Origin of the sequence: Microcella alkalica, from assembly GCF_014595885.1 — a bacterium.
GTDB lineage: Bacteria > Actinomycetota > Actinomycetes > Actinomycetales > Microbacteriaceae > Microcella > Microcella alkaliphila_B.
In genome coordinates this window covers 273,924-300,719 of the sequence record NZ_JABUKC010000002.1, presented here as the reverse complement: position 1 = coordinate 300,719, position 26,796 = coordinate 273,924, and the positions used below count along the sequence as shown (strand labels likewise).

The 26,796-nt window shown below is 73.1% G+C and carries 24 protein-coding genes and 1 pseudogene; 5 read left to right on the top strand and 20 right to left on the bottom strand.

Annotated features, from left to right (window positions below; all coding sequences use genetic code 11):
• Positions 1-6: 6 nt before the first annotated feature.
• Both dusB and ID804_RS05890 read right to left on the bottom strand, forming a co-directional pair.
• Positions 7-1,185: a tRNA dihydrouridine synthase DusB gene (dusB, locus tag ID804_RS05895; protein WP_169078050.1), complete on the bottom strand. Its 1,179-nt coding sequence runs from the start codon at positions 1,183-1,185 to the stop codon at positions 7-9.
• A 38-nt stretch (positions 1,186-1,223) separates the two neighbouring features.
• Positions 1,224-2,327, bottom strand: a complete 1,104-nt coding sequence (locus ID804_RS05890; protein ID WP_169078049.1) for a Gfo/Idh/MocA family protein — start codon at positions 2,325-2,327, stop codon at positions 1,224-1,226.
• 70 nt (positions 2,328-2,397) lie between these two features.
• Here ID804_RS05890 and ID804_RS05885 point away from each other — a divergent pair, with 70 nt between their 5' ends.
• Positions 2,398-2,904 carry an aminoacyl-tRNA deacylase gene (locus ID804_RS05885; RefSeq protein ID WP_396789989.1) on the top strand — a complete coding sequence of 169 codons (507 nt, stop codon included), beginning with the start codon at positions 2,398-2,400 and terminating at the stop codon, positions 2,902-2,904.
• A 204-nt stretch (positions 2,905-3,108) separates the two neighbouring features.
• On the opposite strand, the gene ID804_RS05880 is transcribed toward ID804_RS05885, so the two are convergent.
• The 10 genes from ID804_RS05880 to ID804_RS05835 all read right to left on the bottom strand — a co-directional run bounded on the left by ID804_RS05880 (position 3,109) and on the right by ID804_RS05835 (position 14,183).
• The gene (locus ID804_RS05880; protein ID WP_169078048.1) at positions 3,109-3,792 is read right to left on the bottom strand and encodes a DsbA family oxidoreductase; all 684 of its coding nucleotides are present in this window, start codon (positions 3,790-3,792) and stop codon (positions 3,109-3,111) included.
• 44 nt (positions 3,793-3,836) lie between these two features.
• Positions 3,837-4,859: an endonuclease domain-containing protein gene (locus ID804_RS05875; protein WP_169078047.1), complete on the bottom strand. Its 1,023-nt coding sequence runs from the start codon at positions 4,857-4,859 to the stop codon at positions 3,837-3,839.
• A 245-nt stretch (positions 4,860-5,104) separates the two neighbouring features.
• Positions 5,105-6,490 (bottom strand): glycine--tRNA ligase, encoded by a 1,386-nt coding sequence (locus ID804_RS05870; RefSeq protein WP_169078046.1) that lies wholly within the window; start codon positions 6,488-6,490, stop codon positions 5,105-5,107.
• 94 nt (positions 6,491-6,584) lie between these two features.
• The gene (locus ID804_RS05865) at positions 6,585-7,370 is read right to left on the bottom strand and encodes an isoprenyl transferase (RefSeq protein WP_211161068.1); all 786 of its coding nucleotides are present in this window, start codon (positions 7,368-7,370) and stop codon (positions 6,585-6,587) included.
• A gap of 71 nt (positions 7,371-7,441) precedes the next feature.
• Positions 7,442-8,284: a DNA repair protein RecO gene (gene recO, locus ID804_RS05860; RefSeq protein ID WP_169078045.1), complete on the bottom strand. Its 843-nt coding sequence runs from the start codon at positions 8,282-8,284 to the stop codon at positions 7,442-7,444.
• An 82-nt stretch (positions 8,285-8,366) separates the two neighbouring features.
• Complete coding sequence (locus tag ID804_RS05855; protein ID WP_169078044.1) at positions 8,367-9,572, bottom strand: cysteine desulfurase family protein; 1,206 nt, start codon at positions 9,570-9,572, stop codon at positions 8,367-8,369.
• Positions 9,569-10,438 carry a carboxylating nicotinate-nucleotide diphosphorylase gene (gene nadC, locus ID804_RS05850; protein ID WP_169078043.1) on the bottom strand — a complete coding sequence of 290 codons (870 nt, stop codon included), beginning with the start codon at positions 10,436-10,438 and terminating at the stop codon, positions 9,569-9,571. Before nadC ends, ID804_RS05855 begins: the two co-directional genes overlap by 4 nt.
• Complete coding sequence (locus ID804_RS05845; RefSeq protein WP_169078042.1) at positions 10,435-12,147, bottom strand: L-aspartate oxidase; 1,713 nt, start codon at positions 12,145-12,147, stop codon at positions 10,435-10,437. The genes nadC and ID804_RS05845 overlap by 4 nt, the downstream gene beginning before the upstream one ends.
• A 9-nt stretch (positions 12,148-12,156) precedes the next feature.
• Positions 12,157-13,428, bottom strand: a complete 1,272-nt coding sequence (nadA, locus tag ID804_RS05840; protein ID WP_169078041.1) for a quinolinate synthase NadA — start codon at positions 13,426-13,428, stop codon at positions 12,157-12,159.
• Positions 13,425-14,183: an NUDIX hydrolase gene (locus ID804_RS05835; RefSeq protein WP_169078040.1), complete on the bottom strand. Its 759-nt coding sequence runs from the start codon at positions 14,181-14,183 to the stop codon at positions 13,425-13,427. Before ID804_RS05835 ends, nadA begins: the two co-directional genes overlap by 4 nt.
• Positions 14,184-14,334: 151 nt before the next feature.
• Between ID804_RS05835 and ID804_RS05830 the strand changes: the two are divergent.
• The 3 genes and pseudogenes from ID804_RS05830 to ID804_RS05820 form a co-directional block, all read left to right on the top strand.
• Positions 14,335-14,976 (top strand): annotated as a pseudogene (locus ID804_RS05830) (trimeric intracellular cation channel family protein); the annotation flags it as partial.
• A 193-nt stretch (positions 14,977-15,169) separates the two neighbouring features.
• Positions 15,170-16,150, top strand: coding sequence for an RNA polymerase sigma factor SigJ (gene sigJ / locus ID804_RS05825; protein WP_169078038.1), 981 nt, complete (start codon positions 15,170-15,172; stop codon positions 16,148-16,150).
• A gap of 34 nt (positions 16,151-16,184) precedes the next feature.
• Positions 16,185-16,934, top strand: coding sequence for an SDR family oxidoreductase (locus tag ID804_RS05820; RefSeq protein ID WP_169078037.1), 750 nt, complete (start codon positions 16,185-16,187; stop codon positions 16,932-16,934).
• Positions 16,935-17,304: 370 nt separating this feature from the next.
• Here the strand turns inward: ID804_RS05820 and leuA are convergent, their stop codons facing one another.
• Positions 17,305-19,065, bottom strand: coding sequence for a 2-isopropylmalate synthase (gene leuA / locus ID804_RS05815; RefSeq protein WP_169078036.1), 1,761 nt, complete (start codon positions 19,063-19,065; stop codon positions 17,305-17,307).
• A gap of 287 nt (positions 19,066-19,352) precedes the next feature.
• Between leuA and ID804_RS05810 the strand changes: the two genes are divergently transcribed.
• Positions 19,353-20,912, top strand: a complete 1,560-nt coding sequence (locus ID804_RS05810) for a trypsin-like peptidase domain-containing protein (RefSeq protein ID WP_169078035.1) — start codon at positions 19,353-19,355, stop codon at positions 20,910-20,912.
• 25 nt (positions 20,913-20,937) lie between these two features.
• Here ID804_RS05810 and era read toward each other — a convergent pair whose 3' ends face one another.
• The 7 genes from era to ID804_RS05775 all read right to left on the bottom strand — a co-directional run bounded on the left by era (position 20,938) and on the right by ID804_RS05775 (position 26,791).
• Positions 20,938-21,855: a GTPase Era gene (gene era, locus ID804_RS05805; protein ID WP_169078034.1), complete on the bottom strand. Its 918-nt coding sequence runs from the start codon at positions 21,853-21,855 to the stop codon at positions 20,938-20,940.
• 13 nt (positions 21,856-21,868) lie between these two features.
• Positions 21,869-23,200: a hemolysin family protein gene (locus ID804_RS05800; protein WP_169078033.1), complete on the bottom strand. Its 1,332-nt coding sequence runs from the start codon at positions 23,198-23,200 to the stop codon at positions 21,869-21,871.
• The gene (gene ybeY, locus ID804_RS05795) at positions 23,197-23,664 is read right to left on the bottom strand and encodes an rRNA maturation RNase YbeY (RefSeq protein ID WP_169078032.1); all 468 of its coding nucleotides are present in this window, start codon (positions 23,662-23,664) and stop codon (positions 23,197-23,199) included. The genes ID804_RS05800 and ybeY overlap by 4 nt, the downstream gene beginning before the upstream one ends.
• A 3-nt stretch (positions 23,665-23,667) precedes the next feature.
• Entirely contained in the window at positions 23,668-24,711 is a 1,044-nt protein-coding gene (locus ID804_RS05790; protein WP_169078726.1) for a PhoH family protein, read from the bottom strand.
• Positions 24,712-24,778: 67 nt separating this feature from the next.
• Positions 24,779-25,156, bottom strand: a complete 378-nt coding sequence (locus ID804_RS05785; RefSeq protein ID WP_169078031.1) for an HIT domain-containing protein — start codon at positions 25,154-25,156, stop codon at positions 24,779-24,781.
• A gap of 73 nt (positions 25,157-25,229) precedes the next feature.
• On the bottom strand, positions 25,230-26,033 hold the full coding sequence (locus tag ID804_RS05780) for a phosphotransferase (protein WP_317451190.1): 804 nt from the start codon (positions 26,031-26,033) through the stop codon (positions 25,230-25,232).
• Positions 26,030-26,791, bottom strand: coding sequence for a 16S rRNA (uracil(1498)-N(3))-methyltransferase (locus tag ID804_RS05775; protein ID WP_169078030.1), 762 nt, complete (start codon positions 26,789-26,791; stop codon positions 26,030-26,032). The genes ID804_RS05780 and ID804_RS05775 overlap by 4 nt, the downstream gene beginning before the upstream one ends.
• Positions 26,792-26,796 lie beyond the last annotated feature (5 nt).

Sequence of the window (26,796 nt, the reverse complement as noted above, 5' to 3'; positions counted from 1 at the left end):
GCGGGCCTATCCTCCGCTGTTGTGCAGCTCGGCGGCGGCGACGTCGGCGCTCTCGACGCTCGACAGTTCGCGGCTGTCGAGCCAGCGCTCGGGCAGGGCGGGCTTCTTGGGGGTGCCGGCGCGGCCGCGCTGACCCTCGGCGGCCTCGCCGGGGTACGGCTCGTCGCGGTCGAGCTCGCCGAGCAGGTCATCGAGCTGCTGGAGGCTCTCGACGCTCGCGAGGCGAGCGCGCAGCTCGCCGCCGACCGGATAGCCCTTGAAGTACCACGCGACGTGCTTGCGGATGTCGCGGCAGCCGCGCAGCTCGTCGCCGTCGAAGAAGTCGACGAGCAGCTCGGCGTGGCGGCGGAAGGCGTCGCCGACCTCGCCGAGGCTCGGCATGGCCTTGTGCTGCTCGCCGCGGAACGCCGCGGCGAGGTCGCCGAAGAGCCACGGCCGACCGAGGCAGCCGCGACCGACGACGATGCCGTCGCAGCCCGTCTCGGCCACCATGCGCACAGCGTCATCGGCCGACCAGATGTCGCCGTTGCCGAGCACCGGCACGCTCGTGATCGTCTCCTTGAGCGTGCCGATCGCCGACCAGTCGGCGTGACCCGAGTAGAAGTCGGCCGCGGTGCGCGCGTGCAGCGCGATCGCGGAGACGCCCGCGCCCTCGGCGGCCTTCGCCGCCTCCAGGTAGGTCAGGTGGTCGGCGTCGATGCCCTTGCGCATCTTCACCGTCACCGGGATGTCGCCCGCGGCCTTGACCGTCTGCTCGACGATGCTGCGGAAGTGCGCGAGCTTCCAGGGCAGGGCCGCGCCGCCGCCCTTGCGTGTCACCTTCGGCACGGGGCAGCCGAAGTTCATGTCGATGTGGTCGGCGAGGCCCTCGCCGACGAGGAACCGCGCCGCCTCCCCCGCCGTCACCGGGTCGACGCTGTAGAGCTGGATGCTGCGCGTCGTCTCGGACTCGTGGTGGCGGATGAGGCGCAGGCTCTCGGGCGTGCGCTCGACGAGCGCTCGGCTCGTGATCATCTCGCTCACGTAGAGGCCCGCCCCGTACTCGCGGCACAGCCGACGGAACGCCGTGTTCGTGATGCCCGCCATGGGGGCGAGCACGACGGGCACGGCGAGCGGGATCGAGCCGATGCTGAGCTGCGGGGCGGCGGGCCGGCTCGAGGCCTCGGTCAGGGTGGCGGAGGTCATGACGGCACTATTCTCCCAGGTCTGCACCGCGGGCGGCGTCAGCCGCGATCACGGCGGTGGGCCTCCTCCAGGATGCGGACCGTCGCGAGGGCGTGCCGAGCATCCACAGGCACGGGTGCGCCGTCGCGGATGCTCGCCGCCAGCCGCGCGAAGAACTCGGCGTACCGCCCGGCCTCGGTCGGCACCCGCACGAGCTCGCCCTGACCCTCGACCCCGAGTTCGCCCCACCGATCGGCGGCGGTCTCACCGAAGCCGGGGTCGCTCGGGCGCGCGCCCGCGCGGAGCGCGGCCTCCTGCGGGTCGAGACCCTCGACCGCGAACCCGGCCGCGTCGCCGAGCACGCGGAAGCGCGCCGCACTGCGGGCCGCGACCCTGCTCATCGTGAGGTGACTGCGCACGCCGCTGTCGTGCCGCAGCGACAGGAAGGCGTCATCCTCGCTGCCGAGGCCCTCGCGCACGGTCGAGAGCTCGGCGTGCTCGAGCGACGCCGGGCCGAAGAGCGTCAGCGCCTGATCGACGAGGTGACTGCCGAGATCGAACAGGATGCCGCCGCCCTGCTCGGGCGTCAGGCGACCCTGCCAGAGCTCGCGCTTCGCGGCGCCGAAACGCTCGAAGCTCGACACGAAGCGGTGCACGCGGCCGAGCGCTCCCTCGTCGAGGAGGCGCCGGACGGTGAGGAAGTCGCCGTCCCACCGGCGGTTCTGGAACACGGTGAGCGGGCGGCCCGCGCGGTCGGCTGCGGCGATGATCGCCTCGGCGTCGGCGACGCTCGGGGCGAAAGGCTTGTCGACGACGACGGCCGCGCCCGCCTCGAGCGCGGCGATCGCCTGCTCGCGGTGCACGTGCGGCGGCGAGGCGAGCACGACGAGGTCGAGGCGGCCGTCGGCGACCTCGGCGAGGAGGGCCTCCGGAGTCGGGACGACCCTCGCCGCCGGATGCGCGGCGCGGGCCTCGGCGGCGCGCTCGGGGCTGCTCGTGGCAATGGTCGTGAGCGCGAACGCGGGGTTCGCGGCCAGGAAGGGAGCGTGGAAGACTCGGCCGGCGAGCCCGAAGCCGATGATGCCGGTGCGGATCGGGTGGTGCGGGTGCTCGGGGTGCGGATGCTCGGGGTGCGCAGGCTCAGGGTGCGGGTGCTCGGGCATGCGATCACCCTAGGCGCGGTTGCACCTCGGGGGCGGCGGAGCGTCGCCGCACGAACGAGAGGAGTGGCCGGTGACGGAGGAGGCGCGGGTGCGTCCGGGGCGGGAGCGCGTGGCGAAGGACGCTGCGGCGCGCGGCCTGGGGGTGGAGTTCGTCGAGCGCATGGTCGCGCGCTCGCTGGAGGAGGCGGCGAGCATCCTCGGAATCTCGCCGGCGGACATCCTCAAGTCACTCGTCGTCAAGCGCAGCGACGACACGTTCCTATTCGCGCTCGTGCCCGGCGACCGGCAGATCTCGTGGCCCAAGTTGCGGGCGGTCGTGGGCGTCAACAAGCTGCAGCTGCCGGCGCCGGAGGTCGCGCTCGCCGCGACCGGCTACGAGCGCGGCACCATCACGCCGCTCGGGTCGACGACGGCGTGGCCCGTCTACGTCGACGCGACCGTCGTGGGCGCGCCCGGGCGGCGCGTCTCGATGGGTGCGGGCGAGCACGGGTACTCGCTGTTCGTCGACGCGGACGAGCTCGTCGCGGCGCTCGGCGCGACCGTCGCCGACATCACGGAGCCGATCGCGGCCGAGTAGCCCGGCAGGCTTGTCGACAACTCAGGACGAACGGCCGCCGCCACGCGGGCGTGCGCCGTGGTTGCGCGGCGCTCGCGCTGGGCCCGGGCGGCTAGTCCTGAGTTGTCGACGCCACGGTGGGCGGGATCAGGCAGGCGTCGCCCTCGCACGCCGCGGCGGCGGGGTCGCCGAGCATCGCGAAGGGCTGCGGCTGAGCATCCGCGGTCATGAGGCGTCGGCCCCGACGGTGTCGCGCTCGCCCGCGGCCTGCTGCAGCGCGGCGAGGAAGGTCGCCGACTCCTGCGCGCCCGAGATGCCGTACTTCGACTCGATGACGAAGAACGGCACACCCTGGATGCCGTAGGCGACCGCCTGCGCCATGTCGGCCTTCACCTCGGGCAGGTGCGTGTGCTCGGCCAGCGCCTGCGCGGCGGCGTCGCGGTCCAGCCCGACCTCGCCGGCAAGCTCGGCCAGCTCGTCGGCGCGACCGATGTGGCGGCCCTCGGTGAAGTAGGCGCGCAGCAGGCGCTCCTTCAGCTCGACCTGCTTGCCGTGCACCTTCGCGAAGTGCAGCAGCTCGTGCGCGAGCACCGTGTTGGTCTGGTGGATGCGGTCGTAGTGGTACTCGAGACCGACGCTCGCCGCGATGCTCGAGACGCGGTCGACCATCTGCTGCGCCTGCTCGGGGCTGATGCCCTTGCGCTGACTCAGGTAGTCGATCGGGCTGCCCTCGAAGTCGACGGGCGTGTCGGGGGCGAGCTCGAAGCTGCGGTAGGTCACCTTTACGTCGCCGCCGTGCTGCTGGAACTCGGCCACCGCGGCCTCGAACTTCCGCTTGCCGATGTAGCACCAGGGGCACTGCACGTCTGACCAGATCTGCACGTCGATGGGGGCGCTGGAGTTGCTCACGCTGGGGTCAACGCGGGTGCGCGCGGCCTATTCCCGGGGGCGCGTCAACAATTCAGGACCATCGGCGGCGGGCGGCGGGGTCGCGGGCTCGACGACCGCGGAACGGCGCGGCTGCGGCGTCGGCACCGTTTCGTTGGTCCTGAATTGTCGGCGGATGCTCGGCGCGGGTCGCTCGCAGCGACGGGCAGACGCACGCCCCGCGCCGACAGCGCCACCCTGATCGCCTCGAGCACGGCGGGCCACTCCTCGAACACGTGCCGGGCCGCAGGTCGCAGGGCGTGGAACCCGCACCGGGTCGCCGCGAGGTCTTTCGCGCGGTCGACCTCGAAGCGCTCGCGGTGGAACTGCTCGCCGTCGACCTCGACGGCGACGGACTCCTCGACCAGGAGGTCGAGCGGGCTCGGACTCTCGGGCAGCATCACCTGCTCGCGCACGCGCAGGCCGAGGGCGCGCAGGCGCGTGCGCGCGAGCGACTCGGGCAGCGAGTGGCACGACCCGCTCGAGGCGGCGACGAGGTGCCGCCGGTCGGCCGGGAGGCGCGAGGCGAGCGCGGCGAGGTCGAGGGCATCCGCTCGCCCGGCGCGACGCGCCCAGTCGATCGCGGCGATGGCGTCCTCGACGGGCTCCATGCGGCAGACGACCTCGAGCGCCTCGAGCAGGGGGACGATGCCGGTGCAGGTGTCGCGATCGTGGCGCTCGCGCGTCCAGTGCAGGGTCACGCGCGGGCGCTCGCTCGAGCGCGAGAACGCCACGCGTCGCCGGCGCGGGCACCGCAGGCGCGAGGCGTTGACGGGCACGGCGACGTGCATCCGTTTCGGCCTATGGAGCACCCAGCCGCCGAGCGCGATGATGGCGGTCAGGCCGGTGAGGCGGCCGCCGAGCCGGAGGGCTCGGAAGCGCGGATCGTCAGCCGGCCAGACGGTGTACCAGCCGCGGCGAGCGCGCCGAAGGGCGCCGGCGCGGACGGCCGCCGTGAGCAGCCGATCGGGATGGCCGCGCGCAACCAGGTGGGCGCGGCCGGCGGCTTCCCCGGCGCGGATGACCTCGGCGATGAGCTGCTCGAACACGCGAGCCAGTGTGCGTCGCGCGGGGCGCGGGTCGCCCGCTCGGCGGGTGGATGGGGGCCGTGGCGGGCGACCACCGCGCCTGGGGAGGAGCGGCTCAGCGGGCGGACGGGTGCGCGCGTCGACAACTCAGGACCATGGCCGGCGACACGCCGCCCTGGGGCGCCCGACACGCGCCGAGCATCCACTTCGTCCTGAATTGTCGACGCGCAGGCGTCGGCTCGAGCGCGCGGGGGCGGGGCGCGCGGCTACGCCCCGACGAGCTCCGCGGCCAGGTGCGCCTCGAGCGCCGCGAGCGGGATGCGCTCCTGCTGCATGGTGTCGCGCTCGCGCACCGTCACGGCCTGATCCTCGAGGGTGTCGAAGTCGACGGTGATGCAGAACGGGGTGCCGATCTCGTCCTGGCGGCGGTAGCGGCGACCGATCGCGCCGGCGTCGTCGAAGTCGACGTTCCAGTTGCGGCGCAGGCGGTCGGCGAGCTCGCGCGCGACGGGCGACAGCTGCTCGTTGCGCGACAGCGGCAGCACCGCGGCCTTCACGGGCGCCAGGCGACGGTCGAGGCGCAGCACGGTGCGCTTGTCGACGCCGCCCTTGGTGTTGGGCGCCTCATCCTCGGCGTAGGCGTCGAGCAGGAACGCCATGAGCGCGCGCGTGAGGCCGAACGCCGGCTCGATCACGTAGGGCGTCCAGCGCTCGTTCTTGCCCTGGTCGAAGTACGACAGGTCGGTGCCGGAGGCCTCCGCGTGCGTCGACAGGTCGAAGTCGGTGCGGTTCGCGACACCCATGAGCTCGCCCCATTCGCCGCCAGTGAAGCCGAAGCGGTACTCCAGGTCGACGGTGCGCTTGGAGTAGTGCGACAGCTTCTCCTGAGGGTGCTCGTACTGGCGGATGTTCGCCGGGTCGATGCCGAGCCCGATGAACCAGGCGAGCGAGGTGTCGATCCAGTACTGGTGCCACTCCTCGTCGGTGCCGGGCTCGACGAAGAACTCGAGCTCCATCTGCTCGAACTCGCGCGTGCGGAAGATGAAGTTGCCCGGCGTGATCTCGTTGCGGAAGCTCTTGCCGATCTGGCCGATGCCGAACGGGGGCTTCATGCGCGCTGCATTGAGCACGTTGACGAAGTTCACGAAGATGCCCTGCGCCGTCTCGGGCCGCAGGTAGTGCAGGCCGCTCTCGTCGTCGACGGGGCCGAGGAAGGTCTTCAGCAGGCCGGAGAACTCGCGCGGCTCGCTCCACTGCCCGCGCGTGCCGCAGTTGACGCAGACGATCTCGGCGAGGCCGCCCTCGGGCTTGCGGCCCTTCTTCTCCTCGAACTCCTCCTCCAGGTGGTCCGCGCGGTAGCGCTTGTGGCAGCTGAGGCACTCCACGAGCGGGTCGCTGAAGACCTCGACGTGGCCGGAGGCCTCCCACACGCGCTTGGGCAGGATGACGCTGGAGTCGAGCCCGACCACGTCGTGACGCGACTGCACCATGGTCTTCCACCACTGGCGCTTGATGTTCTCCTTCAGCTCCACGCCGAGGGGCCCGTAGTCCCACGCCGAGCGCGAGCCGCCGTAGATCTCACCGGCCTGGAACACGAAGCCGCGCCGCTTGGCGAGGGAGATGACGGAATCCAGACGGGTGGGGGCTGCCACTGGGGGTCTCCTAGAGATCGCGCCGAGCTGGATGCCCGGCGAGGTGTCGCACGAAGCTCCCAGTCTACTGAGGCTCCGGCCGCGCGACGGCCGGTCAGTCGTGCTCGGGGTCGGTCGCCGCCGCAGGCTTGTCGACCGCGCCGCCAAAGCGGCGGTCGCGCCCCGCGTAGGCCTCGATCGCGCCCCACAGGTGCCGGCGGCGGAAGTCGGGCCACAGCGTGTCGAGGAACACCATCTCGGCGTAGGCGCTCTGCCAGAGCAGGAAGTTGCTCGTGCGCTGCTCGCCGCTGGAGCGCACGAAGAGGTCGACGTCGGGCATCCCCGGCAGGTAGAGGTGCTGGGCGATCGTGCGCTCGGTGACGCGATCGGGGACGAGGCGGCCGGCCGCGACATCCGCCGCGATCGCGCGCACGGCATCCACCAGTTCGACACGGCCCCCGTAGTTGACGCACATCGTCAGCGTGAGTCCTGAGTTGTTCGCGGTGCGGCGCTCGGCCTCTTCCAGCTCGCTGATGACGCTGCGCCACAGCTTCGGGCGGCGGCCCGCCCAGCGGATGCGCACGTTCCAGGCGTCGAGCTGGTCGCGGCGGCGGCGCAGCACCTCGCGGTTGAAGCCCATGAGGAACCGCACCTCGTCGGGGCTGCGGCTCCAGTTCTCGGTGCTGAACGCGTAGACGCTGAGGTGCGTGACGCCGATCTGAATGGCGCCGGCGACCACGTCGAGCAGGCTCGCCTCGCCCGCGCGGTGGCCCTCCACGCGCGTGAGGCCCTGGCGGTTGGCCCAGCGGCCGTTGCCGTCCATGACGATGGCGACGTGCTTCGGCACGGCGGCGGTCGGCAATTCAGGACAACGCTCGCCCGTCCAGTCGAGCGGGCGCAGCGGCTCGGCGGCCTCCGCGCGGCGGGCGGCCCTGCTCTGCCGCGCGGATGCTGGGGTGCGGGGCACTCGGCTCACGCGGGGGCTCCGATCGTGGGGGTGGCGTGCGGCGGGGCGGTGGCGGGATCGTCCTGAGTTGTCGACGCGGGGCGGGGCGCGGCGGCGGATGCTCGGGGCGGCGCCGCGGGCGCCTGACGGTCGACGTGCGGCAGGCTGCGCAGCCCGCGCTCGAGATGGAACTGCGTGTAGGCCGCGATGAGGCCGCTCGCCTGGTTGCGGGTGCGCTCGTCGCTCGCATCCGCCGTGGCCCAGTCGCCCGTGAGCAGGGCGGCGAGCAGGCCGAGCGTCTCGCGGCTCACGCGCGGCGCCCCCGGGGGCGCGACCTCGGCCGACACCATGCCGCCGAGCTGCACCACGAAGTGCTCGTGCGGGCCGGGCGCGCCGGTCACGGCGCAGTCGCCGAAGGTCGGCGCCCATCCGGCGATCGACAGCGCCCGCAGCAGGTACGAGTCGAGCGTGAGGCCCGGCGCGTGCTCGCGACGCGCGAGCGAGCGCAGGGCTCCGACCAGCAGGAGGTACTGCTGGACTCCCCCGCCGTCGTCGCCCGTCACGCGGTCGGCGGTCTCGACCATCGCGCTCGCGGCCGTGTAGCTCGCGTAGTCGTCGCTGATCTCGGCGCCGTACGACCCGAGCGTCTCGGCCTGCTGCACGACGTCGAGGCTGCGGCCGACGTAGAGCTGCACGTCGGCGACCATGAATGGCTCGAGGCGGCTGCCGAACCGGCTGCCCGTGCGCCGCACGCCCTTCGCGACGGCGCGGATCTTGCCGTGCTGCCGGCTCAGCATCGTGACGATGCGGTCGGCCTCACCCAGCTTGTGGGTGCGCAGCACGACGGCTTCGTCACGGTAGGTGGGCACGCGCTCCAGTATCGCGCGCCGGGCTGGGCGGGGCGGGCGCGGCTCGCGTCAACAACTCAGGACGATCGCACGCCGGCCGCGCTCACCCCCGCAGAACCGCGGCCGAGCGCGCGAGCAGCTCGACGGCCCGGTCGAGTTCGTCCTGAGTTGTCGACGCACCCCACGTGAAGCGGAGGGCGGTGCGAGCGACCTCAGGCGAGCATCCCATCGCCAGCAGCACGGGCGACGGCTCGTCGCGGCCGGCCGCGCACGCCGAGCCGCTCGACGCGAGCACGCCCGCGTCGTCGAGGGCGATGAGCAGCGGCTCTCCCCCGACCCCCGGCACGACGAACGAGGCGTGCGCGGGCAGACGATCGGTCGGATGCCCGGTGGGCGCCGCCCCCGGAACCTCCTGCACCACGGCGCGCACGAACGCGTCGCGGCGCGCGGCGACCGCCGTGGCGAGCGGCGCGCCCGACGCCGGGTCGAGCCCCCGCCGCTCGGCGTCGGCGAGCTCGAGCGCCACAGCGAGCCCCACGGCCCCGGCGACGTTCTCGGTGCCCGAGCGGCGCTCGCGCTCCTGACCGCCGCCGTGCAGCACGGGCTCGATCGGCGCTCCGGTCGGCAGGATCAGCGCCCCCACCCCCTTGGGCGCCCCCAGCTTGTGGCCGCTGATCGCGACGCCGTCGGGGCGGGCGTCGACGCCCGAGCTCGCCGGGAAACCGCCGGCCGCGGCCGGCACCACGGGCATCCACCCCGCCGTCTGCACCGCGTCGACGTGCACCCGGGCTCCGACCGCGCGGGCCGTGCGGACGAGCTCGTCGACCGGCTGCACCGTGCCCACCTCGTTGTTGGCGTGCTGCACCGCGACGAGCGCCGTGCCCGGCCGCAGCAGGTCGGCGAGAGTCGAGGGCGAGTAGCGCCCGACCGCGTCGACGGGCAGTCGCGAGACCTCGACGTCGTGCCAGCGCTCGAGGTGGGCCGCCGCGGCGAGCACCGCCTCGTGCTCGATCGCCCCGACGACGATGTGCCGCTCGCGCCCCGCCGCGATGGCGGCGAGCGCGAGCCCGATCACGCCCAGGTTGTCGGCCTCGGTGCCGCCCGAGGTCAGCACCACCTGCGCCGCGCGCACGCCGAGCACGCGGGCGATGCGCGACCGGGCATCCTCGAGGGCGTCGGCGGCGCGCCGGCCGAGCGCGTGCGTGCTCGACGGATTGCCGTACTCCCCCGTCAGGTGCGGCCACATCGCCTCGAGCACGGGGCGGCGCACGGATGCCGTGGCCGCCTGGTCGAGGTCGATGAGCGTCATGAGACCCGCAGCTCGATGTCGAGGCCCAGGTCGAGGGCGGGCGCCGAGTGCGTCAGCGCGCCGACCGAGATGACGTCGACGCCGCTCTCGGCGATCCTCCGCACCGAGTCGAGGGTGACGCCGCCGCTCGCCTCGACGAGCGCCCGGCCGGCGATGAGCGCGACGCCCTCGCGCAGCTCGGCGAGCGAGAAGTTGTCGAGCATGATCGTGTCGGGCTCGGCCGCGAGCACCGCCGGCAGCTGCTCGAGGCGGTCGACCTCGACCTCGAGGTGCATCGTGTGCGGGATGCGCGCCCGCACGGTGCGGATCGCCTCCGTGAGATCGAGCCCCTGCGACCGCAGGACGGCGAGGTGGTTGTCCTTCAGCATGACCGCGTCGGAGAGCGAGAAGCGGTGATTGCGGGCGCCGCCGGCGCGCACGGCGGCCTTCTCGAGCATCCGCAGCCCCGGCGTGGTCTTGCGGGTGTCGACGATCGTGGCGCTCGTGCCGGCGACCTCGTCGACGAACGCGCGGGTGAGCGTCGCGATGCCGCTGAGACGCTGGGCGAGGTTCAGGGCGACGCGCTCGCCGAGCAGGATGCCTCGGGCGGGCCCCTCGACCTCGGCGACGACCGTGCCGGCGGTGAGCAGGGCGCCGTCGGCGAGCATGCGGGAGACGCGCAGGCTCGGGTCGGCGGCGAGGAACGCACGCTCAAGGGCGAGACCTCCGGCGAGGATGCCCCGCTCGCGGCTCACGACGCGGGCGGTCGCGCGCGCGTCGGCGGGGATCGCGGCCTCCGAGCTGCTGTCGCCCCACGGAGCGTCTTCGGCGAGGGCGCGGGTGACGACCTCGTCGACGGCGGCGGTGGGCGGGTCGAAGGCGGTCATGCGGCTCCTCGGGCGGGGGTGAGTTGCGGGGCGGTACGGGCGGGCGGCGCGGGGGCAGGCGGCGTGGGGGCAGACGGCGCGGCGAGCGGATGCCCGGCGCGGCTCGTCGACAACTCAGGACAAACGGCCGCCGCCGGCACCCAGACCCGCCGCACGCGCTGCCCCTCCACCGATGCGGGGGCGTCGCTGCGCCAGTGCGCGCCGCGCGACTCGACGCGCGCGAGGGCCGCGTGGGCGACGAGCCGCGCGAGGGGCAGGAGCGTTGCGGCGCGCTCGTCAGCGGGTCGGACATCCGCGAGATCTCGGGCGAGACAGCTGAGGTCGGCGCCCTCGCGCTCGAGGCCGAGCGAGTTCCAGGCGCGGTCGCGCAGGGCCGCAGCGTCGATGCTCTGCGCGAGAGCGGGAGCAGCGTCAAGGCTCGGGGCCGTCTCGAGGGCGACGCCCGTTGGCGACAGTTCGTCCTGAATTGTCGACCCAGCGCGGGCGAGAAGCGTCGAGAGACGTCGCGCCATCACCGCGGCCTCGAGCAGCGAGTTCGACGCGAGCCGGTTGGCCCCGTGCACGCCCGTCGCGGCCGTTTCGCCCACAGCGAACAGGCCCGGCACCGTGGTGCGGCCGTCGAGGTCGGCGAGCACGCCCCCCATCGCGTAGTGCGCCGCGGGCGTCACCGGCACCGGCTCGCGCGACCAGTCGAGCCCCTGCGCGCGCACGAGCGCGTCGATCGTCGGGAAGCGGCGGGCGAGCGCGGTGGCTCCCCCGAGCCGGGCGGCCACGCCGCGGGCGTCGAGCAGCACCGGTGCTCCGCCCTGCTCGCGCATCGTGCGGGCGATCGCGCGGGCGACGACGTCGCGGGGGGCGAGCTCGGCTCGAGCATCCACCCTCGTCATGAAGCGCCGGCCGTCTGCGTCGAGCAGCGTGGCGCCCTCGCCGCGCACCGCCTCCGACACGAGGCCGCCGCCGGCGAGCACCGTCGGGTGGAACTGCACGAACTCCAGGTCGGCGACCGCGGCCCCCGCGCGGTGCGCGAGCACGACGCCCGAGCCGATCGAGCCCGCGGGGTTCGTCGTGTGCGGGTAGAGGGCGCCGTACCCGCCGGTCGCGAGCACGACGGCATCAGCCGGCAGCTCCCGGTCGCGGCCGTGCGCGTCGGTGACGGCCAGCGCGCTCACCGCTCCATGACGGGTGCGGATGCTCGTCGCGCGCGCGCCCTCGAGCACCGTGACCCGGCTCGCCAGCACGAGTCGCGCGAGCGCGTCGACGATGCGCGCGCCCGTCGCGTCGCAGCCCGCGTGCAGCACGCGCGGCCGGGAGTGCGCGGCCTCGAGCCCGCGCGCGAGCTCGCCGCTCGCGGCGCGATCGAAGGGCACGCCGAGCGCGACGAGCTCGGCCACGACGGCGGGGGCCTCGCGGCACAGGGCGAGCGCGGCATCCTCGTCGACGAGTCCGGCGCCAGCGGCGACGGTGTCGGCCGTGTGCAACTCAGGACGATCGTCGGCGCCGATCGCCGCGGCCAGCCCGCCCTGCGCCCAGGCACTGGCTCCTGCGCCGAGGGATCCCGCGGTCACGAGCGTGACGTCCTGAGTTGTCGACGAGCCCACGCGGCCGGGCCCGCGCCACTCGTCCTGAGTTGTCGACGCCCCACCCGGGGCGGCGAGCCGCAGCGCCGTGAGCAGCCCGGCGAGGCCCGACCCGACGACGACGATGTGCACGGCGCGGGCCTAGTCGCGCGGCTTCGCGGCGAGCATCCGCTCGAGAGCGATGCGCGCGTCGGCCTTCACGGCCTCGTCGACGACGATCTCGTTGACGACGCGCCCGGCGACGAGCTCCTCCAGCACCCACGCGAGGTACCCGGGGTGGATGCGGTACATCGTCGAGCATGGGCAGATGACCGGGTCGAGGCAGAAGATCTCATGCTGCGGGTACTCGACCGCGAGCCGGTTCACCATGTTGATCTCGGTGCCGATCGCGAACGTCGTGGGCTCGGTCGCCCCCGCAACCGCACGCCGGATGTAGTCGGTCGACCCCGCCTCGTCGGCCGCGTCGACGACCTCCATCGGGCACTCGGGGTGCACGATCACCCGCACGCCCGGGTGGGATGCCCGGGCCGCCTCGATCTGCTGCGGCGTGAACCGCTTGTGGACGCTGCAGAATCCGTGCCACAGGATCACCTGCGCGTCGAGCAGCTCGTCGGCGGTCGAGCCGCCGAGCGCCTTGCGCGGGTTCCACATCGGCATGCGCGAGACGGGCACCCCCATCGCCTTCGCGGTGTTGCGCCCGAGGTGCTGATCGGGGAAGAACAGCACGCGCTGGCCGCGCTCGAACGCCCACTCGAGCACGGTCGCGGCGTTCGACGACGTGCACACGATGCCACCGTTCCGCCCGCAGAACGCCTTGAGTGCGGCGGAGGAGTTCATGTAGGTCACGGGGATGACCGGGGCCCGGCCGTCGGCGTCGGGCGACGACCCGTAGAGCGCAGTGAGCTCCTCCCACGCCGCCTCGACCGAGTCGAGGTCGGCCATGTCGGCCATCGAGCATCCGGCGGCGAGGTTCGGCAGGATGACCCGCTGCGCTTCGCGGGCGAGGATGTCGGCCGTCTCGGCCATGAAGTGCACGCCGCAGAAGACGATGTACTCGGCATCGGGCTTCGTGAGCGCCGCATTCGCGAGCTGGAACGAGTCGCCGAGGAAGTCGGCGTGCTCGACGACCTCGTCGCGCTGGTAGAAGTGCCCGAGGATCACCAGGCGGTCGCCGAGCGCGGCCTTCGCGGCGCGGATGCGGTCGTGCAGCTCGGCGTCGGGCGCATCCCGGTATTGCGCCGGCAGCGCGCCCTGGCGAGGCGCCCCGGTCGGGATCACGTCGAGCATCGACGAGCCGGGCCCGTAGCCGGGCATCGCGTCGAACTCCCACGGCCCTTTCGCGAGGTCGGGCGAGCAGACCTCGCCCGCGGCGCCGTTGGTGATGCCGCGGATCACGGTGTCGAGAGCGGTCATCGGGCGTCCTCCTGGGGGTGCGGGGCGTCGTCGGTCGCGGGGCGCGGATGCTGCGCCGCCGCCGCGACCACTCGCGCGGTGAGCGGCCCGGCGTCGGCGAGCGACACGGCGCCGGTGTAGCGGTACAGCTTCGGGGGGCGGTGCCGCCCGCCGACGACGACATCGCCCGTCGGCTCGATGGCGCCGGAGGCCTCCATCTGGCGCCGGAAGTTCGCCGGGTCGAGCGGCTTCTGCAGCACGGCCTCGTGCACGCCACGCAGTTCGGCGAGGGTGAACTGCTCGCCGAGGAAGGCGTGCGCAATGCGGGAGTACTCCATCTTCGTGCGCAGCCGCCAGAGGGCGTACTCGACGATGAGATTGTGGTCGAAGGCGAGGTCAGGCAGGTCGTCGGCCGGGAACCAGCGCACGTTCTCGCCGAGGCTCACCCGCTCGGCCTCCTCCGGCCGCACGAGCGCCCAGTACACGATCGACACCAGCCGACTGTCGGGCGAGCGGTCGACGTCGCCGAAGGCGTAGAGCTGCTCGAGGTAGGTCGGCTGCAGCCTCGTCGTCTCGAGCAGGTTGCGGCGGGCAGAGGCCTCGAGGCTCTCCGACAGCGCGACGGGGCCGCCGGGCAGCGCCCACCGATGCAGGAACGGCTCACGGATGCGCCGGACGAGGGGCAGCCAGACGCTCGGAGCGCCCGCGTCGTCGGGGCGGAGCGCGAAGATGACCGTCGAGACGGCGAGGCCGATGCCGGATGCTGCTGCGGGCATCCGCGCCCCCTCTCGTCGACGATGCGATCGTCGCGATCGCGGTAAAGGTCACTGTGACCTGAACGCAGTGTAGCAGTTCGGGTCAGCGCGACACGAACCGCCGACGGAGCGGCGGGCCCGCTCGGGGTCACGGCAGGGCCAGAATGAGCGCATGGCCGAGCTGTTCGTGATCCCGCTGTGGGCCGACCTGCTCGCCGTCGGCATCGGCGCGCTGCAGGGGGCGCTCTTCGCCGCCCAGTTCCGCGACCGGCGGCTCGACTGGCTGGGCGTCGCGATCATCGGCATCGTCGTCGGCTTCGGCGGCGGTCTGCTGCGCGACCTGCTGCTCGACGTGCCGCTGGCGCCCCTGCAGTCGAACTGGTACGTCGTCGTCGCGACCGGCGCCGCCCTGCTCGGCATGCTGCTCGAGCGGGTCTTGTCGCGCCTCGGCCGCCTCATCACCGTGCTCGACGCGCTCACGATCGGGCTCTTCGGCGCGATCGGCACGACCAAGGCGCTCGCCCTCGGCATCCCCGAGGTCGCGGCCGTCTTCGTCGGCGTGCTCGCCGCCGTCGGCGGGTCGATCCTGCGCGACCTGCTGCTCACGATGCCCATCGCGCTCATGCACGTCGGTTCGCTGTACGCCGTCGCGGCCGCCGCGGGCTCCGGGCTCATCGCCGTGCTGCTCGCCCTCGACGTGCCCGTGTTCGTCGCCGCCGTCGCGGGCGTCGCGCTCACCTTCGGCGTGCGCATCGCGTCGGTGCTGTTCGGCTGGAGCCTGCCCGAGCAGCGAGCGATCACCCGGCTGCCGCGGCTGCCCGCCCTGCCGCGGCGCGGGCGGCGCGCCGACGAGGAGGCGGCGGGCGAGCGGGGCCGCACCGTCACGACGTCGACGGGCGTGATCCACCTCCGGCCCACGACCTCGGCGATCCCCGTCGTCGGCGCCACGCCGCGCGTGCGCCGCCGCTCCCCCATCCCCGGCGCGAGCCAGCGGCGCGGGTGAGCGCATGACGGTCGACGCGGCGCGCGCGAGCGAGAACGGGAGGCCGGGCTCGACGGAACCGGCGACGGCGACCACCTCCGCGGATGCCGCCGAGCGCTTCGAGGCCGCGCGTTCCCGGCTCACCGGCCTCGCCTACCGCCTGCTCGGCTCGTGGGCGGAGGCCGAGGACGTCGTGCAGGACGCCTGGCCGCGCTGGGCATCCGTCGCCGCGACCGGCGGGATCGACAACGCCGACGCGTACCTGACCACCATCGTCACGCGGCTCGCCCTCACCGCGCTCGACTCGGCGCGCGTGCGACGCGAGCAGTACGTCGGCCCGTGGCTGCCCGAACCCGTCTCGACGCGCGACGACCCGACGCTCGGCGCCGAGCGCGCCGAAGCACTCGACCTCGCGACCCTGCTGCTGCTCGAGCGGCTCAGCGGCCCCGAGCGCGCCGCCGTCGTGCTGCGCGAGGCCTTCGCCTACGACTACACCAGCCTCGCCGAGGTGCTCAGCACGACCGAGGCGGCGGCGCGGCAGCTCGTCTCGCGCGGGCGGCGGGCGCTCGACGGCGGGCGGCGCCAGCCGGTCTCCCCCGCCGACCGCGACCGGCTGCTCGCCGCCTTCGTCTCGGCCGCGCAGAGCGGCGACCTCGCCGCGCTCGAGGCCGTGCTCGTGCCCGACGCCGTGGCGGTCAGCGACGGCGGCGGCGTGGTGAGCGCGGCCCGCCGACCCGTGCGCGGCGCCGAGCAGGTCGCGCGCTTCGTGCTGGGGGTGCTGGAGAAGTTCGGGCGGGGCGTGCGGAGCATCCCCGTCATCGCGAACGGCGAGACCGCCTTCCTCGCCGTCACCGACGAACCCGACCCGCAGCCCGTCGCGCTGTGGTCGCTCGACATCGGCGCCGACGGCGTGCGCGGCGTGCACATCGTGCGCGCGCCCGACAAGCTCGCCCGGGTGACCGCGCAGGCGCTGTCACAGATCGGCGACGCATCCGGTCGACTCTGAGAGGGATGCGCCGCGCACCCTCGGAGAGGACACCATGACCCTGCTCATCACCGGCGGCACCGGCACCGTCGGGCGCCCCACCGTCGAGGCCGCGCGCGCCGCGGGGCTCGCGCCGAGCATCCTCAGCAGGCGGCCAGGGGCCGACCACCGCGTCGCCGACCTGCGCACCGGTACGGGGCTCCCCGCCGCGCTCGAGGGCGTCACGAACGTCGTGCACCTGGCCACGAACCGGCGATCGGATGCTCGGGCGACGTCGCGGCTCGTGGCGGCCGCGCGCGCCGCCGGCGTGGAGCACCTCGTGTACCTGTCGATCGTCGGCGTCGACGCGGTGCCGCTCGGGTACTACCGGTCGAAGCTCGAGTGCGAGGGCATCGTCGCCCAGTCGGGGGTGCCGTTCACAGTGCTGCGGGCGACGCAGTTCCACGAGTTCGTGGGGTCGCTCTTCGCGGCGCAGCGGCGGCTGCCGAGGGTGCTGACGCTCGACGTGTCGTTCCAGCCGATCGACACGGGAGCGGTGGCTGCGCGCCTGGTGTCGCTCGTGGGCGGGCCGCCCGCCGGCGGCCGGGTGGACGACCTCGGCGGGCCCGCTGTTCTGCCGATGCCGGAGCTCGCCGAGCAGTGGCTCGTCGCGCGCGGGCTGTCGGCGGCGGATGCTCGGCGCCGGGTCGTCGAGTGGCGCGCGCCGGGGCGGCTCGCGGCGGCCTACCGCGCGGGACTGCACACCACCGGGCTGCCCGGGCCGGGCATCCCGTTCGCAGAGTGGGCGGCGGCGGCCGCGCGCTGACGCGACCCGCGCGGGCCGCGGCCGCGCCGCCCGCGTCGACAACTCAGGACGAACGACGCGCTGCCGCTTCGCGTCGACAATTCAGGACGAACGCGAGACGGCCCACGCCTCCCCGTCGCCGGATGCCCGGCCGATCGGGGCGCGCGCCCCGGGCCGCGCGGCGATAGTCCTGAGTTGTCGACACGCGAGACTGCGCGCAGTCGTTCGGGCGGAGCCGTGCGACCCGACAGGTTGATCGTGTCGACAACTCAGGACGAACACGTGGTCGAGGCGCCCAACGGACCTCACCCGCTGCGAATCTCGGGCTCGCTCGGCGAGTAGTCCTGAGTTGTCGACACGCGAGGCGTCGCGGCGCGCGGCGCCGGGGCGGTCAGGCGGAGACGAGCTCGCGGTCGGGCGACTCGAGCCGGATCGCGCGGTTCACCGCCGACACGACGGCCTTGAGCGACGCGGTCGAGATATCGGCGTCGATACCCACGCCCCAGAGCGTGCGCCCGTTCACCTCGAGCTCGACGTACGCGGCGGCGAGGGCGTCCCCGCCCGCCGAGAGGGCGTGCTCCACGTAGTCGAACAGGCGGATCGCGATGCCCTCCCGCTCCATGATCGAGAGGAAGGCGGCGATCGGACCGTTGCCCGTCGCCGAGACGCCGTCGATCGACTCGCCGTCGCGCAGCGTCACGTCGAGGCGCACCTCGCCCGTCATGTCCGAGGCCGTGCGGGTCGAGAGCAGCTCGAAGCGGCCCCACTTCTCGTCGGCGGAGGCGGCGGGCAGGTACTCGTCCTGGAAGATCGCCCAGATCTGCTCCGAGGTGACCTCTCCGCCCTCGGCGTCGGTCTTGGCCTGCACGACGCCGCTGAACTCGATCTGCAGCTTGCGGGGCAGGTCGAGCTTGTGGTCGGTCTTCAGCAGGTAGGCGACGCCGCCCTTGCCCGACTGCGAGTTGACGCGGATGACCGCCTCGTACGAGCGGCCGAGATCCTTCGGGTCGACGGGCAGGTAGGGCACGGCCCAGAGCAGCTCGTCGACGGGCACGCCCGCGGCCTCGGCCCGAGCATCCATCGCCTCGAAGCCCTTCTTGATGGCGTCCTGGTGCGATCCGCTGAAGGCCGTGTAGACGAGGTCGCCGGCCCACGGCGAGCGCTCGTGCACCTTCAGCTGGTTGCAGTACTCGGCGGTGCGCTTGATCTCGTCCAGATCGCTGAAGTCGAGCTGCGGGTCGATGCCCTGCGTGAACAGGTTGATGCCGAGCGCGACCAGGTCGACGTTGCCGGTGCGCTCGCCGTTGCCGAACAGGCAGCCCTCGATGCGGTCGGCGCCGGCCATGTAGCCGAGCTCGGCCGCGGCGATCGCGGTGCCGCGGTCGTTGTGCGGGTGCAGGCTGAGGATGACCGAGTCGCGCCGCGCGAGGCGCCGGTGCATCCACTCGATCGAGTCGGCGTAGACGTTCGGCGTCGTCATCTCCACCGTGGCGGGCAGGTTGATGATGATCTTGCGCTCCGGCGTCGGCGCGATCTGCTCGATGACGGCGTTGCAGACCTCGAGGGCGGTCTCGAGCTCGGTGCCGGTGTAGCTCTCGGGGCTGTACTCGTAGTAGATCTCGGTGCCGGGCACGGTCGACTCGTACTGCTGGCACCAGCGCGCGCCCTGCAGCGCGATCTCCTTCACGCCCTCGACGTCGGTGCGGAACACGACCTCGCGCTGCAGCACCGAGGTCGAGTTGTAGAAGTGCACGATGGCGCGCTTGGCACCCCTGATCGACTCGTAGGTGCGGGCGATGAGGTGCTCGCGCGCCTGGGTCAGCACCTGGATGGTGACGTCATCGGGGATCAGGTCCTCCTCGATGAGGGTGCGCACGAAGTCGAAGTCGGTCTGCGAGGCGGAGGGGAACCCGACCTCGATCTCCTTGAAGCCCATGCGCACGAGCAGGTCGAACATGATGCGCTTGCGCTCGGGACTCATCGGGTCGATGAGGGCCTGATTGCCGTCGCGCAGGTCGACGGCGCACCAGCGCGGGGCCTGCGTGATGGTCTGCGCCGGCCACGTGCGGTCGGGCAGGTCGACGGGGAGGAACGACCCGTACGGGCGGTACTTGTGGATCGGCATGGCCGACGGCTGCTGACGGTTCTGCATGGGGTGCTCCTGCGGTTCGTAGGTCTGGGGTTTCAGCCGACGACGAACTCCGCGACGAGGGAGGCTAAGGGTCTAAGCCTCGTCGCGGCAGCGAAGAAGGAGCTGGCCGAACACGCTCCCAGGGTACACCCGGCCCGCATCCGCTCAGAACGAGGCGGCGGATGCTCGGCGCACGTCGTTCGTCCTGCGCACCCTGTCGCGAAATCGTGACCTTCTGCTCTGGCCCCTAGCCCCCGACCAGGAGCACGCTGATGCTGACGGCGTTCCACCCAGCCCGAGGAGTCACCGTGGCCCCTGCCTCCGCCCCCGCCTTCCGGCTCGCTCGCGCACGCTCCGGGCGCCGCGCCCTCGCCCTCACGGCAGCGCTCGCCGCCTCGACCCTCGCGCTGACCGGCTGCGTCGGCCTCGGCGACCCCGTCGAGATCGACGCCGCCGACTTCCCCGTGAATCTCGAGCGCGCACAGACGGCGACGCTGCAGATCACCGCACAGGGCGCGTTCTACGAGCCCGGCACGAGCGTGCCCTACGACGGCGGCTGGTTCGGCTCGGGCTTCATCATCGACCGCTCGGGTCTCGCGGTGACGAACAACCACGTCGCGGCGGGTGCGACCTCCTTCGAGATCCGGCCGGGCGGCGGCACGGGTCCGGCGATCGACGCGATGGTCGTCTCGACCTCCGAGTGCCTCGACCTCGCGGTGCTGCAGCTGCCCGAGGGCGAGACCTACCCGTTCATGGCCTGGCGCGACGGCGACATCAGCCCGGCGCTCGAGGTGTACTCGGCCGGCTTCCCCAACGGCACGCCGAACTTCACCCTCACGGGCGGCATCGTCAACACCGCCAACCAGGCGATCGAGTTCAACTGGGCCTCGGTCGACCTCGCGATCGAGCACGATGCCCGCATTCGCGGCGGCAACTCCGGCGGCCCTCTCATCGACGCGCAGGGTCGCGTCGTCGGCGTTAACTACGCCGGCAACGACCTCGAGGACTACAACTACGCGATCGCCCGCGAGCAGGTGCTCGAGGTGCTCGACCGCATGACCGCCGGCGAGAGCGTGCTGTCGCTCGGCATCAACGCCGAGGCGCTGCCGCTCGATGAGCAGACCGGCGAGCCTGTGGGCATCTGGGTGCAGTCGGTGCAGCCGGGCAGCCCCGCCGAGGCGGCGGGCATCGAGGCCGCCGACGTGCTCGTCTCGCTCGACGGCACGCAGCTCGCGCAGCAGGGCACGCTGAGCGAGTACTGCGACATCCTCGACGCCCAGGGCACGGATGCTCCCCTCGAGATCGTCGTCGCCCGCCCGCTCACGGGCGAGGTGCTCGTGGGCCAGGTGAACGGCGAGCCGCTCGTGGTCGAGGGCGGCTCGACACCGGTCGACCCGGGTCTGGAGGAGTTTGTGACGGTGACCGACGACACCGGCGTGCTGTCGGTCGACGTGCCGGCGAGCTGGAGCGACGTGCTCGGCTACGGCGTCGAGTACCCCGACGGCACCCCGTGGGAGACCGTGATCGCCTCGCCGAGCCTGCAGGGCTTCTTCGACGAGACCTCGCCGGGCGTGCTCGTCGCGACGAGCGCCCAGTTCGCCGGCAGCGAGCCGACCGAGTTCCTCGAGCTCACGGCGGAGGATCTGCAGTCCCGCTGCGCGAGCGCCGGCACGGAGGACTACGCCGACGGCTACTACACGGGGCTCTCGGAGGTCTGGCAGTGCGACTCCGGCGCGATCTACTACGTGATCGCGGCGAACTCCGACGACGGCACCCACTTCGTGCGGCTGAGCATGTCGATGTTCGACGAGTTCGACACGACGACGGCCCTCGATCGGGTGCTCAACACGTTCTTCGCCTCGTACTGAGGCGCGAGCATCCGGGCCGCCTGGATCAGAACCCGAGCCGCCCCAGCTGCTTGGGGTCGCGCTGCCACTCCTTGGCGACCTTGACGTGCAGCTTGAGGTAGACGCGCTGCCCGAGCAGCGCCTCGATCTCCTTCCGCGCGCGCGTGCCCACCTCGGTGAGGCGCGCACCGCGGTGCCCGATGATGATGCCCTTCTGACTGTCGCGCTCGACCCACACGTTGGCGTAGACGTCGACGACTCCCCCGCTCTCGCGCTCGGCGACCTCGTCGATCGTGACGGCGAGCGAGTGCGGCAGCTCGTCACTCACGCCCTCGAGCGCGGCCTCGCGGATGAGCTCGGCGATGCGGTCCTCCTCCGTCTCGTCGGTCACGGCCTCATCGCCGTACAGCGGCGGCGAGACGGGCATGAGCGCGATGAGCTGGTCGGCGAGCAGGCCCACCTGGTCGCCCGTGACCGCCGAGAGCGGGATGATCTCGTCCCACTCGCGCAGCTGCGACACGGCCAGCAGCTGCTGGGCGACCTTCGCGGGACCCGCCGTGTCGGTCTTCGTGACGATCGCCACCTTGCGGGTGCGCGGCCAGGCGTCGAGCTGCTCGTTGATGTAGCGGTCACCCGGCCCGATGGGCTCGTTCGCGGGCACGCAGAAGCCGATGACGTCGACGTCGCCGAGGGTCTCCTGCACGACCGCGTTGAGGCGCTCGCCGAGCAACGTGCGCGGGCGGTGCATGCCCGGCGTGTCGACGACGATCAATTGACCGGATGCCCGGTGCACGATGCCGCGGATCGCCCGCCGCGTGGTCTGCGGCTTCGAGCTCGTGATCGCGACCTTCTCGCCCACGAGGGCGTTGGTGAGGGTCGACTTGCCCACGTTGGGGCGGCCGACGAAGGTGACGAAGCCGGCGCGATGCTCCGCTGCGGGGGCTGCCAAGGTGGGGTCGGTCATGGTGGGGCCTCGCTCAGCGGTGGTCGGGATCGGGGGCGGAGGCCGGCGAGGCCGGTGACGCTGCCGAGAAGGCGCGTCGGGCATCCCGCAGCGTCTCGTCGGCCTCGACGAGCACGGTCGTGACGCCCTTGCGGCGGCCCTCCGTGCGCTCGGCGACGAGCACGAGGCCGTCGACCTCGACACGCGAGCCGGCGACGGGCAGTCTGCCCAGGTGCTTGGTGAGCAGGCCGCCGACCGAGTCGACGTCGTCGTCGTCGAGCTCGATGCCGAACAGGTCGCCGAGCTCGTCGACGGGCATGCGGGCGCTCACGCGGTAGCGATCCTCGTCGAGGCGCTCGGAGACGGCGAGCTCGCGGTCGTACTCGTCGCTGATCTCGCCGACGAGTTCCTCGATGAGGTCTTCCATGGTGACGAGGCCGGCGATGCCGCCGTACTCGTCGACGACGAGCGCGAGGTGGTTCGACTCCAGCTGCAGCTGCCGCAGGGCGTCGTCGGCCTTCTTCGACTCGGGCAGGAAGAGCGCCGGCTTCGCCAGCTGCTCGACCGTCGTGGTCGCGCAGGCGTCGGGGTTCTCGTAGGCCAGGCGGGCGGCGTCGCGCAGGTAGATGACGCCGAGCACGTCGTCGGCGTCGTCGCCCACGACGGGGATGCGCGACACGCCCCGCGACAGGAACAGGCTCATCGCGTCGGTGACGGTGAGCTCGCGCTCGACCGTGACCATGTCGGTGCGCGGCACCATGACCTCGCGCACGATCGTGTCGTTGAACTCGAAGATCGAGTGGATCAGCTCGCGATCCTCCACCTCGAGCACGTCGAGGTCGGTCGCCTCGTCGACCATGCTCAGCAGCTGCTCCTCGCTCGAGAAGGTGGCGCTGCGCGGGCGGCCGGGCGTCACCCGGTTGCCGATCGCGACGAGTAGGTCGGCGAGCGGGCCGAGCATGACGCGCACGCCGCGCACGAGCCCGCCGAACAGCCGCAGCATGGCCCGCGGGTGCGCGCGGCCGACGCTGCGCGGGCTCGAGCCGACGAGCACGAAGGAGACGCCGATCATGATGAGCGCGCTCACCGCGAGCGCCCACCACCACCCCTCGAACAGGTCGGCGAACGCGAGCGTGATGAGCACCGCGGCGAGCGTCTCGGCGACGATGCGCAGGAAGTTGACGGCGTTGACGTGCGCGCCGACGTCGTTCGCGACCGCGAGCAGCCGCGCGGGGTGCTTCTTCTGCGAGGCGAGGTCGATAAGGTCGGTGCGGCTCACGACGCCGAGCGCCGCGTCGAGCGACGCGAGCAGGCCGCCGAAGGCGACGAGCACGCCGGCGACCGCGAAGAAGACGACGGTGATCATCGACTGCGTTTGCGCTCGGCGAGCGCGAAGCCCACGAGCACGTCGCGCTGCACGCCGAACATCTCCTTCTCGTCCTCCGGCTCGGCGTGGTCGAAGCCGAGCAGGTGCAGGATGCCGTGCGTTGTCAGCAGCAGCAGCTCGTCCTGCGTGGAGTGCCCGGCCGCCTCGGCCTGCGCGATCGCGACCTGCGGGCACAGCACGATGTCGCCGAGCAGCCCGGGCGGGGCGGGCTCGTCGTCGCTGCCGGGGCGCAGCTCGTCCATCGGGAAGCTCAGCACGTCGGTGGGGCCCGGCTCGTCCATCCACTGCAGGTGCAGCTGCTCCATCGCGCCCTCGTCGACGAGCACGATCGCCAACTCAGCGTCGCGGTGCACGTTGAGGAAGTCGAAGGCGTGCAGCGCGAGCCGCTGCAGCGACTCCTCGTCGACCTCGACGCCCGACTCGTTGTTGATCTCGACGGCCATGGACTACCACCCTCCACGTCGGGGATTGCGACGGATGCCCGCCTGGCGGTCGCGCGGCAGCCCCGCCCGGCGCTCCGCCCGGTTGGCGCCCTCCGCGCCGGTGCCGCGCGCGGTCTCGCGCTCGTGCTGCTGCGCCATGCGCTGCGCGTCGTACTTGGTGTACGCGTCGACGATGCGACCGACGAGCGTGTGGCGCACGACGTCGTCAGAGGTCAGGCGCGCGAAGTGGATGTCGTCGATGTCGCCGAGCACGCGAGTCACGAGCTGCAGCCCACTCGCGCCGGTGGGCAAGTCGACCTGGGTGATGTCGCCCGTGACGACCATCTTCGAGCCGAAGCCGAGACGGGTGAGGAACATCTTCATTTGCTCGGGCGTGGTGTTCTGCGCCTCGTCGAGCACGATGAACGAGCTGTTGAGCGTGCGGCCGCGCATGTAGGCGAGCGGCGCGACCTCGACGACGCCGGTCGCGAGCAGCTTGGGCACGAGCTCCGGATCCATCATCTCGTTGAGCGCGTCGTACAGCGGCCGCAGGTACGGGTCGATCTTGTCGGTGAGCGTGCCCGGCAGGAAGCCCAGCCGCTCGCCCGCCTCGACGGCCGGCCGCGTGAGAATGATGCGGTCGACCTCCTTGCGCTGCAGGGCCTGCACGGCCTTCGCCATCGCGAGGTAGGTCTTGCCCGTACCCGCGGGGCCGATGCCGAACACGATCGTGTTGAGGTCGATCGCGTCGACGTACGCCTTCTGCCCGAGCGTCTTGGGGCGGATGCTCTTGCCACGGCTCGTAAGGATCGCCTGGCTGAGCACGTCGGCGGGGCTGCCGGCGCCCTGCTCGAGGATGCGCGCCGAGCTGGCGACCTCGACCTCGCCGAGGTCGTGTCCGTTCTGGATCATGGTGACGAGCTCTCTGACCAGCTGGCTGGCCGCGGTGACGTCGGCGGGGGTGCCGCCGAGGGTGATCTGATTGCCTCGCACGTGCACGTCGAGGTCGGGGTACTGCTGCTCGAGGGTGCGCAGCAGGCGGTCGTGCGGGCCGAGCAGCCGCACCATGGCGACGCCGTCGACCTCGATCGTTGCGCGGTCTTCGCGGGGGCCGCTCACGGCGGCGCCGGGTTCGTCAGTGGGCAAGCGACCCCTCGTCGAGCCCCCCGGCGAGCACGTGGGCGTGCACGTGGAAGACCGTCTGCCCGGCGTTCGCGCCGGAGTTGAACACGAGGCGGTAGTCGCCGTCGGCGTGCTCGTCGGCGAGGCGCTGCGCGGTCGCGACGACCTCCGCCAGGAGGGCAGGGTCGGCGGCCGCGAGCTCGGCGACGGTGCGGTGCTGCGCCGTCTTCGGGATCACGAGCAGGTGCACGGGCGCCTGCGGCGCGATGTCACGGATGGCGATGAGCCGCTCGGTCTCGAGCACGATGTCGGCCGGGATCTCGCGCGCGATGATGCGCTCGAAGATCGTCGGCGTCGCCGCGGCGGCGTCGGTGGCGTGCTCGGAGGACATGGCCTCCATTCTAGAGCGCGGCTCGCACCCGGCACGGGGCTTGCGTGTTCGCCCTGCGCGTGACGCGGGCGGCTCAGTCGTGGTTCCAGCGGCGTCGCCAGGCGGCCAGGCGCTCCTCGTCGGGGTCGACGCCGTATGCCGCGAAGTACAGCGGCTCGAAGCCGGGGCCGTAATTCCAGGCGAGCGACTGGGCACCGGCGGCGAGGTCGAGCCAGCGGTCGCCGACGCCGAGCGCGCCGACGTCGACGTGCGCGAGCAACGCGCCCCGGGCATCCAGGAGCGTGTTCGGTGCGCACGCGTCGCCGTGCACGACGACGCGGTCGCTCGCCCGGGGCTCGGGGTCGGTCGGCAGCGCGGGGCCGAGCGGTGCCGTGCACGGAAAGGGGCAGTCCGCCGCGCTCAGCGACTCGTGGAGCGCCCGCAACGACTCGCCGAGCACCCGCACGGCGGTGCGCGGCTCGGCGCGCCAGCGCTCGGTCACGGCGCTCTCGCCGGTGAGCGCGCGCGTCAGCAGGTACTCGTCGCCGTCGTCGCTGACGCCCGCAGCGACGAGCTCCGGCGCGGGGTGGCGGCCGGCGAGCCACTCGAGTCGGCGAGCCTCGTCGGCGAGGCTCGGCTCGTCGGGCCAGGCCGCGCGCGTCGCGGCGGGCACCCACTTGAGCACGAGCGAGACCTGGGCGGATCGAGCGGGGGCCGTACCGGTGTCGAGCCGCACCGTCCAGCCGCCGAGCTCGTTGCGCCACAGCGGCGTCAGCGCGGTGCCGGGCGCGAGGCGAGCGGCGAGCGCCCGCAGGGCGGCGGGCGGCTCGGCGCCGTCGAGCACGAGCTGCCGGGCCACGTCCGGCGCCGCGCCGTCTGGGTCGACGGGCGGCGTCACCAGCGGCCGAGCATCCCGCTCAGCACGGCGATGGCGGCGGGGCCCGCGGTCGAGGTGCGCAGCACGGTCGCGCCGAGGCGCACCCCGCGCGCGCCCGCGGCGGTGAGCGCGGCGAGCTCCTCCGGCGCGATGCCGCCCTCGGGCCCGACGACGAGCACGACGTCCCGGTCTCCGTCGCGCAGCGACGCGGCGTCGAGAGCGGTCAGCGGATGCTCGGCGAGCGGATCGAGCACGAGCACCGTCGCCGAGGCGGCGCGGCGCGCGATCGCGGCGGTCGTCGCGAGCGGCTCGACCTCCGGCACCCGTGCCCGGATCGCCTGCTTGCTCGCCTCGCGCACGATCGTCGCCCAGCGCGCGCGACCCTTCTCGGCCTTCGCGGCATCCCAGCGGGAGACGCTGCGCGCAGCCTGCCACGGCACGATCGCGTCGACGCCGAGCTCGGTCGCCGCCTGCACGGCGAGCTCGTCGCGGTCGCCCTTCGCGAGGGCCTGCACGAGCACGATGCGCGGCGCCGGCTCGGGGTGCCGTTCGACGGCGGCGACCCGCAGCGCGACCTCCTGGGCGCTCGCCTCGAGCACCTCGCCCTCGACGACGAGCCCGGCGCCGTCGCCGAGGCGGAGACGCTCGCCGGGGCGCACCCGTGAGACCGTGCTTGCGTGCCGGGCGTCGGGGCCGGTGAGGCGCACGACCGCGCCGACGGGAGCATCCGCCGACGCCAGCTGCGCGGCGAGCGAGTCGTCGAGGTAGAAGTGCGCCACGCGCG

What these genes read in the sequence shown, in the direction of transcription:
- dusB (WP_169078050.1), bottom strand. Translation starts at nt 1,185, where the DNA reads ATGACCTCCGCCACCCTGACCGAGGCCTCGAGCCGGCCCGCCGCCCCG.
- ID804_RS05890 (WP_169078049.1), bottom strand. Translation starts at nt 2,327, where the DNA reads ATGCCCGAGCACCCGCACCCTGAGCCTGCGCACCCCGAGCATCCGCAC.
- ID804_RS05855 (WP_169078044.1), bottom strand. Translation starts at nt 9,572, where the DNA reads ATGACGCTCATCGACCTCGACCAGGCGGCCACGGCATCCGTGCGCCGC.
- nadC (WP_169078043.1), bottom strand. Translation starts at nt 10,438, where the DNA reads ATGACCGCCTTCGACCCGCCCACCGCCGCCGTCGACGAGGTCGTCACC.
- nadA (WP_169078041.1), bottom strand. Translation starts at nt 13,428, where the DNA reads ATGACCGCTCTCGACACCGTGATCCGCGGCATCACCAACGGCGCCGCG.
- ID804_RS05835 (WP_169078040.1), bottom strand. Translation starts at nt 14,183, where the DNA reads ATGCCCGCAGCAGCATCCGGCATCGGCCTCGCCGTCTCGACGGTCATC.
- sigJ (WP_169078038.1), top strand. Translation starts at nt 15,170, where the DNA reads ATGACGGTCGACGCGGCGCGCGCGAGCGAGAACGGGAGGCCGGGCTCG.
- ID804_RS05820 (WP_169078037.1), top strand. Translation starts at nt 16,185, where the DNA reads ATGACCCTGCTCATCACCGGCGGCACCGGCACCGTCGGGCGCCCCACC.
- leuA (WP_169078036.1), bottom strand. Translation starts at nt 19,065, where the DNA reads ATGCAGAACCGTCAGCAGCCGTCGGCCATGCCGATCCACAAGTACCGC.
- era (WP_169078034.1), bottom strand. Translation starts at nt 21,855, where the DNA reads ATGACCGACCCCACCTTGGCAGCCCCCGCAGCGGAGCATCGCGCCGGC.
- ID804_RS05800 (WP_169078033.1), bottom strand. Translation starts at nt 23,200, where the DNA reads ATGATCACCGTCGTCTTCTTCGCGGTCGCCGGCGTGCTCGTCGCCTTC.
- ybeY (WP_169078032.1), bottom strand. Translation starts at nt 23,664, where the DNA reads ATGGCCGTCGAGATCAACAACGAGTCGGGCGTCGAGGTCGACGAGGAG.
- ID804_RS05790 (WP_169078726.1), bottom strand. Translation starts at nt 24,711, where the DNA reads ATGGTGCGGCTGCTCGGCCCGCACGACCGCCTGCTGCGCACCCTCGAG.
- ID804_RS05785 (WP_169078031.1), bottom strand. Translation starts at nt 25,156, where the DNA reads ATGTCCTCCGAGCACGCCACCGACGCCGCCGCGGCGACGCCGACGATC.